Origin of the sequence: Brevundimonas sp. (assembly GCF_031082345.1) — a bacterium.
Taxonomy (GTDB): Bacteria; Pseudomonadota; Alphaproteobacteria; order Caulobacterales; family Caulobacteraceae; genus Brevundimonas.
In genome coordinates this window covers 1-7519 of the sequence record NZ_JAVHLH010000138.1, presented here as the reverse complement: position 1 = coordinate 7519, position 7519 = coordinate 1, and the positions used below count along the sequence as shown (strand labels likewise).

The following is a 7519-nucleotide window of genomic DNA, read 5'->3' as shown; positions in this document are numbered from 1 at the left end:
GCTATCCCAAGGACTGGGAAAACCAGAAGCGCTGGAAGGGCGGCTGGGTCCGCAAGAAGAACGGCAAGATCGAACCGCGCATCGGCTCGAAGTGGCGCATCCTCGCCAAGATCTTCGCCAATCCGGACCTGCCCGAGATCGACGACTTCTACGAGCCCTACACCTTCGAATACGAGTGGCTGCAGAAGGCGCCCGAGCTGGAGGCCCAGCCTTCGGCCAGGCCGCGCTCGCTGATCACCGGCGACGTCATGACCAAGATCGAATGGAGCGGCAACTGGGAGGACGACCTCTCGGGCGAGTTCTCCAAACGGTCCGCCGACGCCAATTTCGAAGGCATCGAGAAGGAGATCTACGGCCAGTTCGAAAACACCTTCATGATGTACCTGCCCAGGCTGTGCGAGCACTGCCTGAACCCGGCCTGCCTGGCGGCGTGCCCCTCGGGCGCGATCTACAAGCGGGCCGAGGACGGCATCGTCCTGATCGACCAGGAGCGTTGCCGCGGCTGGCGCATGTGCGTCTCGGGCTGTCCGTACAAGAAGATCTATTACAACTGGTCCTCGGGCAAATCCGAGAAATGCATCTTCTGCTTCCCGCGCATCGAGGTCGGCCAGCCGACGGTGTGCTCGGAAACCTGCGTCGGACGCATCCGCTATCTCGGCGTGTTCCTCTACGACGCCGACCGCATCAAGGAAGCCGCCTCGGTCGAGGACGAGAAGGACCTCTACGAAGCCCAACTGTCGCTGTTCATGGACCCCAACGACCCGGCCGTGATCGCCCAGGCCCGCGCCGACGGCGTGCCCGATGCCTGGCTCGAGGCGGCGGTCCGCTCGCCGGTCTACAAGATGGCCAAGGTGTGGAAGGTCGCCTTCCCGCTCCACCCCGAATACCGGACCCTGCCGATGGTCTGGTACGTGCCGCCGCTGTCGCCGATCCAGTCGGCGGCCGAGGCCGGAAAGATGTCGGTCAACGACGGCATGCCCGACGTCCGCTCGCTGCGCATCCCGATGCGCTACCTCGCCAACCTGCTGACCGCCGGCGACGAGGAGCCGGTCGCCCGGGGCCTGGAGCGGATGCTGGCCATGCGGTCCTACATGCGGTCCAAGACCATCGAGGGACGCATCGACGAGTCCATCGCCGAACGCGTCGGCCTGACCGGCGCGATCATCGACGACATGTACAAGATCATGGCGCTGGCGGCCTACGAGGACCGCTACGTCATTCCCACCGCCCACCGCGAGACCGACGAGGACGCCTACGTCCTGCGCGGCTCGGGCGGCTTCACCCTCGACCGCAACACCAACGGCACCTCGAAAACGAACCTGTTCGGCGGGCCCAAGACCACGAAGAAGCGGTCGCCCTACATGGATGTCTCGACATGATCCGCTCTCTGCGCGCCCTGTCGCTGCTGCTCGGCTATCCGTCGGCCGAGCTGCAGGCCCACATCGGCGACATCCGTCAGGCGCTGCGGACCGAGCGCCTGACGCCGGGGGACGCGATCGACGCACTGGAGCCGCTGCTCTCCCGGCTCGAGACCGGCGACCTGTTCGATCTGCAGGCGGATTACACCGACCTGTTCGACCGATCGCGCAAGCTGTCGCTGCACCTGTTCGAGCACGTCCACGGCGACAGCCGCGACCGGGGCCCGGCCATGGTCGATCTGGGCCAGACCTACATCGACCGCGGCTTCATCATGACGCTGTCCGAGCTGCCCGATTACCTGCCGCTGTATCTGGAGTTCCTGGCCTGCCAGCCGTTCGAGGAGGCGCGCGACCTGCTGGGCGAACCGGCCCATGTGCTGGCCGCCCTGCAGCAGAGGCTGGCCGAACGCGACAGCCCCTATGCGGCGGTCTTCGGCGCCCTGCTCGGACTGGCCGAGGCGCGTCCGGATGCAGAGGCGCTCAAGGCCCTGCTGGAGCGCGATCCGGCGGTCGAGGCCGATGTCGACGACGAATGGCAAGAGGCGCCGGTGACCTTCGGCCGTCCCGATCACGAGGCGGGCGGGCCCACCGGCCTGATCGCGAAAATCCGCGCGGGGCGCCGTTCCGCGCCGGCCCGGACCTAGGAGGCGGCGATGCAAGGGGTTCTGAACCAACTGGCCTTCGGCTGGTATCCCTATGTGGCGGTGATCGTGCTGATCCTCGGCAGCATCCTTCGCTTCGACAAGGCGCAATACTCGTGGCGCTCGCAGTCCAGCCAGTTCCTGCGTCGCAAGCAGATGCTGATCGGCTCCAACCTGTTCCACCTCGGCATCCTCGCCCTGCTGGGCGGGCATTTCGTCGGCCTGCTGACGCCGATCGGGGTGTTCGACTATTTCGGCGTCGGCCACGGGTTCAAGCAGATGACGGCCCTGGTGGTCGGCGGCATCGCCGGCGTCGCCGCCTTCATCGGCGCGTCGCTGCTGCTGCACCGGCGGCTGTTCGACGCCCGCATCCGGCGCAGCTCGTCGAAGATGGACATCCTGGTGCTGCTGCTGCTGTGGCTTCAGCTGGCGCTGGGCCTGGCCACCACCTGGTGGACGATGAAGCACCTCGACGGGTCCGAGATGGTGCTGTTCATGGGCTGGGCCAACGGCCTGCTGACCTTCAACCCCGCCGCCGCCGACCTGATCATCAACGCCTACTGGGTCTACAAGCTGCACATCGTGCTGGGCCTGACGATCTTCCTGATCACGCCCTTCACCCGTCTGGTCCATGTGTGGAGCATTCCGCTCTTCTTCCTGATCCGGCCGGGCTACCAGCTGGTCCGTTCGCGCGGCGCGGCGCGGCGGCCGTCCACGACCCCAACCGCCGGACCGCCCGGATCGGCGCCGACCTTCGGGGGACCCGCTGTCACCCGCGGCGAGGCGGAGAGCGCCCAGTGACCGACGCCCCCCGCTTCGTCCTGACCCGATCCTCCGGTTCCCGACCGCGGCCGCCGGCGCCCGCGGCTCCGCCCGCGCCCAAGGCGAAAAGCGCCTGCAGCGCGCCACCGCGCCCGCCCGCTCCGAGCTTTCCGGACGTCTTCGTCGACGGCGTGGAGATCGAGGCCGAGGCCATCGCGCGCGAGCTGCAGCACCACCCCGCCACCGATCCGGTCGAGGCCTGGACCGCCGCCGCCCGGGCGCTGGTCGTGCGCGAACTGCTGCTGCGGCGGGCGCGCCAGCTCGGCGTGACGGCCGATCCAGACGACGACGCTCAGGAAGCGCCGGAGGAAGCGCTGGTGCGCAGCCTGCTCGACCGCGAGCTGGCCCCGGCCGAACCGGACGAGTCCGAATGCCGGCGCTATTTCGAGGGCCAGCGCGACCGCTTCCACACGCCCGAACTGTTCGAGGCCGCCCACATCCTGATCGAGCCGGAAACGGACGATCCCGCCGGCTGGGCGGCGGCCGAGGCCCAGGCGCGGCGACTGGCGGCCGAGATCGGCCAGAGCCGCCCCGCCTTCGTCCAGGCCGCACGCGCCCGGTCGACCTGTCCCTCGGCCCAGCAGGACGGCTCGCTGGGCCAGGTCCGCCGCGGCGAACTGGCGCCCCCGGTGCAGGCGGCGCTGGAGGACACGCCCGAGGGGACCAACCGCACCGAGCCGGTCCGCTCCCGCTTCGGCTGGCACCTGCTGCGCCTGGAGCGGCGCATCGCGGGCCGGGACCTGCCTTATGAAGTGGTCGCCGACCGCATCCGCGACACCCTGGAGGCCCGCGCCTGGGCCGTCGCGGCAGGAAACTACGTCGCCGGCCTCGCCGCCGCGGCGAAGATCGAGGGGGTCGAGTTGGCCGCGCCCACAGAGACCCCGTGCGCCTCATGCTGACGCTCGGAGACATTCTGGCCGGTGCCCGGGCGGCGACGCCCGCCTTCGAACGCTGGCTCGAGACGGCCTCGCCCGAGCTGGCGGACCAGGTCCGCGCGGCGGCCGAGGCGGAAGGCGAGACGCCCGCGCGTTTCGCCCGCAGCGCCGTCGCCGCCTTCGATCGCGACGCCGACTTCCAGGCCTGGACGCGCCTGACCGGCCGGTTGCACGCCGCCGCCGATCCGGGTCTGGTCTGCCTCGAAGAAATGGTGCGCTGGCGCCTCGCGACGTCGCGCGCCGAACGGCTGGAGGAAGCCCGATGACCGATCCCTCGCCCCCGAAGGACTCCGAACCGGAAGGCCTGAACCCGGACCTGAAGAAGGGCCATGACGCCCACTACGCGGAGGACCAGCACGGCAGCACCCCGCTGGACACCATCTCCGTCACCAAACAGGGCCCGGCCGTCTGGCCGGTGATCTGGGCCGTGGCCGTCGTGGTGCTGGTGGCGATCACCCTGTTCCTGATCTTCGCCTGAGCCCCCTGTCCCGCGGCCGCCTGTGAAAAACCCCTCGGGCGCGAGACGGCGCCCCCGATTTGCGTCACCCTGCGGCCGATGACCCAGACCTCGCACTTCCAGCAACTCGTCGCCGCCGCGCTCGACCAGCCCGAACCGAACCGGCTCCTGTTCGTCTTCGCGGCCGTCGAGCTGCCCGACGACGCCACCCCCGCCCAGCGCGAACGGTTCCAGCGCGGCGAAGGCGGCGCCCTCGCGCCGCTGATGTGCGTGGACAAGGCGCCGCAGGACCTGCCCGATTTCGCGGCCCTGGCGGACGAAGCCCGCCGCGCCGGTCCGCCCTGGAAGATGGTGTTCGCCGCCGGCCTGTCCGGCCGGAACGGACAGCCCCCGCAACAGGCCGAGATCGACCAGGCCTTGCAGATCATGGTCGAGGCGGTTCGCGACGGCGGCTTCGGCCGCTTCGCCGCCTATGACGAGGCCGGCGCGCCAGTCGTTTTCGGGTGACGGACTCTTCCGGGGCGGTCGGCGATCAGCGCTTCACCGGCTCCCCGTCTTCCTTGACGAAGCCGTCCGGGGTCCGGTCCAGCAGGTCGTAGACCGCCTCCGAAGGCCGGCACAGGGCCGCGCCCTTCGGCGTCGTCACGATCGGGCGATTGACCAGGATCGGGTGCTCGACCATGGCGGCCAGAATGGCGTCGTCCTCGACCCCGGCCTCCAGCAGGCCCAGCTCGGCCGCCGGCGACCCCTTCTCCCGCAGCGCCTGGCGCGGCGTCAGCCCGGCCCGGTCGAACAGCGCGCGCAGCTGGTCCGCGCCCCAGCCGGCCTTCAGATATTCGACCACCTCGGGCCGGTAGCCGGCCGCCTCGACCATGGCCACCACATTGCGCGAGGTGCCGCAGGCCGGGTTGTGGAACACGGTGACGGGGAAGTCGGTCATGGATCGGTCCTCTGCCGGGACCCATCCGCCCCGCGCCGCTCACTTCACGTTTCGCCGCCGCTATTTCAAGCCCCGGCGCTTGCGCGGCGCCGCTGGCGTCCGCATCTGGCCTCGATGACCTCCGCCGACGCCGTCCCCTCCGCCCGAAAGGGACCCGGCTTTCCCGAGTTCGTGGCCCTGATCGCCATGATGATGGCGCTCAACGCCCTCGCCATCGACGCCATGCTGCCCGCCCTGCCGGCCATCGGCGACGCCCTCGGCGTGGTCGAGGAGAACGGCCGCCAGTGGGTCATCACCGCCTATCTGCTCGGCTTCGGCTCGGCCCAGATCATCTACGGCCCGCTGGCCGACCGCTTCGGCCGCAAGCCGGTGCTGATGGTCGGCCTGTCGCTCTATGTGCTGTTCAGCGTCCTCGCCGCCTTCGCCCCCAGCTTCGACCTGCTGATCGCCGCCCGCGTCGGCACCGGCCTCGGCGCCGCCTCGCTCAGGGTGCTGGCGGTGTCGATCGTGCGCGACCGCTACAGCGGCCGGACCATGGCCCGGGTCATGTCGCTCAGCTTCCTGGTCTTCCTCGGAGTCCCGATCCTCGCCCCGACGCTGGGCCAGCTGGTCCTGACCGTGGCCCCGTGGCCGTGGATCTTCGGAGTCCTCGCCCTCGCCGGCGGCGTCTTCATGCTGTGGGCCGCGATCCGCCTGCCCGAGACCCTGCACCCCGAAGACCGCATGCCGATCCGGGTCGGCCGGATCGCCGGTGCCTTCCGCGAGGCCGTCACAAACCGCCAGGCCATCGGCTATACCCTGGCCATGACCTGCATCACCGGCGCCCTGTTCGGCTTCATCAACTCCAGCCAGCAGATCTTCTTCGACGTGTTCAAGGCGCCGGAGCTGTTCACCACCGTCTTCGCCATGGTCGCCGGCGGCATCGCCGTCGCCTCCCTGCTCAACGCCCGGCTGGTCGAGCGGCTGGGATCGCGCCTGATCTCGCACACGGCCCTGCTCGGCTTCATCGTCATGGCCGCGATCCACTCGGCCGTGACCCTCGCCGGATACGAGACCATCTGGACCTTCGCCGTCCTGCAGGGGCTGACCATGTTCTGCTTCGGCCTGATCGCCGGCAATTTCGGCTCGATGGCCATGGAGCCGATGGGCCATATCGCCGGCACCGCCTCCTCGGCCCAGGGCTTCATCTCGACCACCATTGGCTCGACCCTCGGCTTCCTGATCGGCCAGCAGTTCGACGGCTCGGTCGCGCCTATGGCCCTGGGCATGGCGACAATGGGCCTCACCGCCCTTGTCTTCGTGCTGATCGCCGAGCGCGGCCGCCTGTTCAAGGCCCGTCATCTGGCCCCCGCGCCGACCGGCGGCTGACCCGGCGGCGCGGCCCGGGGGGTTGATCTTTCCGTCCGGTCGAGGCGTTGTCCCGCGGACAATCGCACAAGGACGCCCCCGATGATCCGCAAGCTCGGCCTCGTATCCGCCCTCGCCCTGGCCGCCGCCCTCGGGGGCTGCGCCGCCATGAACCCGTCCGGCTACGGGGCGCCGGCCGCGCCCGTGACCGCGACCGCCCCGGTCGACTACGTCCGCGACATCCATTCCTACGCCCGGCCCGAGATCGCCCGCGTCAATCACGTCTCGCTCGATCTCGCCGCCGACTTCCAGGCCCAGACCCTGTCGGGCGCCGCCGCGCTGGACATCACCGGCGAGCCCGGCGCCAACGAGATCATCCTCGACGTCCGCAATCTCGACATCCAGGACGTCCGTGACGCCGGCGGGACTCCGCTGCAGTTCGAGACCGGCCCGAACGATTCCATCCTCGGCCAGCCCCTGACCATCCGCTTCCCCGCCCTGGCCGCGGGCGAGCGCCGCCGCATCGTCATCCGGTACGCCACCCGGCCCGACGCCGCCGCCCTGCAGTGGCTGACCCCGGCCCAGACCGCCGGCGGCGAGGACCCCTATATGTTCAGCCAGGGTCAGGCGATCCTGACCCGCACCTGGGTCCCGACCCAGGACAGCCCGGGCATCCGCCAGACCTGGGACGCCCGCATCAGCGCGCCCTCCGACCTCAAGGTGGTGATGAGCGCCGAGGCCGTCGGAAGCGGCGAACGGGCCGGACCCGGCCGCACCGCCTGGCGTTTCCGCGAGCCCAATCCGGTGCCGCCCTATCTGATCGCCATCGGCGTCGGCGACGTCGCCTTCCAGGCCATCGACGAGCGCACCGGCGTCTGGACCGAGCCGTCGATGCTGCACGACGCTCACGACGAACTGATCCCCACGTCGACCATTTCGGCGGTGGGGATCAGTTCGAG

General features: G+C 70.1%; 9 protein-coding genes and 1 pseudogene. 9 read left to right on the top strand and 1 reads right to left on the bottom strand.

The window, feature by feature from the left end; all coding sequences use genetic code 11:
- From narH to RDU12_RS09870, 7 genes are all read left to right on the top strand, one after another.
- Positions 1-1379, top strand: a 1379-nt coding sequence (narH, locus tag RDU12_RS09900) for a nitrate reductase subunit beta (protein ID WP_308684538.1), incomplete at its 5' end; no start/stop codon positions are given.
- Positions 1376-2062 (top strand): nitrate reductase molybdenum cofactor assembly chaperone, encoded by a 687-nt coding sequence (gene narJ / locus RDU12_RS09895; protein ID WP_300289628.1) that lies wholly within the window; start codon positions 1376-1378, stop codon positions 2060-2062. The genes narH and narJ, both read left to right, overlap by 4 nt.
- Positions 2063-2071: 9 nt before the next feature.
- Positions 2072-2860: a respiratory nitrate reductase subunit gamma gene (gene narI, locus RDU12_RS09890; RefSeq protein ID WP_308684537.1), complete on the top strand. Its 789-nt coding sequence runs from the start codon at positions 2072-2074 to the stop codon at positions 2858-2860.
- Positions 2857-3780, top strand: coding sequence for a peptidylprolyl isomerase (locus RDU12_RS09885; protein ID WP_308684536.1), 924 nt, complete (start codon positions 2857-2859; stop codon positions 3778-3780). Before narI ends, RDU12_RS09885 begins: the two co-directional genes overlap by 4 nt.
- A complete protein-coding gene (locus RDU12_RS09880; protein ID WP_308684535.1) occupies positions 3765-4082 on the top strand; it encodes a hypothetical protein in 318 nt (105 codons plus the stop codon). Before RDU12_RS09885 ends, RDU12_RS09880 begins: the two co-directional genes overlap by 16 nt.
- Positions 4079-4294 carry a hypothetical protein gene (locus tag RDU12_RS09875; RefSeq protein ID WP_308684534.1) on the top strand — a complete coding sequence of 72 codons (216 nt, stop codon included), beginning with the start codon at positions 4079-4081 and terminating at the stop codon, positions 4292-4294. Before RDU12_RS09880 ends, RDU12_RS09875 begins: the two co-directional genes overlap by 4 nt.
- Positions 4295-4372: 78 nt before the next feature.
- Positions 4373-4780 (top strand): ribonucleotide reductase subunit alpha, encoded by a 408-nt coding sequence (locus RDU12_RS09870; RefSeq protein ID WP_308684533.1) that lies wholly within the window; start codon positions 4373-4375, stop codon positions 4778-4780.
- Between the two features lie 25 nt (positions 4781-4805).
- On the opposite strand, the gene arsC is transcribed toward RDU12_RS09870, so the two are convergent.
- Positions 4806-5213 (bottom strand): arsenate reductase (glutaredoxin), encoded by a 408-nt coding sequence (arsC, locus tag RDU12_RS09865; protein ID WP_300293092.1) that lies wholly within the window; start codon positions 5211-5213, stop codon positions 4806-4808.
- A gap of 114 nt (positions 5214-5327) precedes the next feature.
- On the opposite strand from arsC, the gene RDU12_RS09860 reads away from it, so the two are divergent.
- Together RDU12_RS09860 and RDU12_RS09855 are read left to right on the top strand one after the other, a co-directional pair.
- The gene (locus RDU12_RS09860) at positions 5328-6581 is read left to right on the top strand and encodes a multidrug effflux MFS transporter (RefSeq protein WP_300293094.1); all 1254 of its coding nucleotides are present in this window, start codon (positions 5328-5330) and stop codon (positions 6579-6581) included.
- A gap of 81 nt (positions 6582-6662) precedes the next feature.
- A pseudogene (locus RDU12_RS09855) lies at positions 6663-7519 on the top strand (aminopeptidase); the annotation flags it as partial.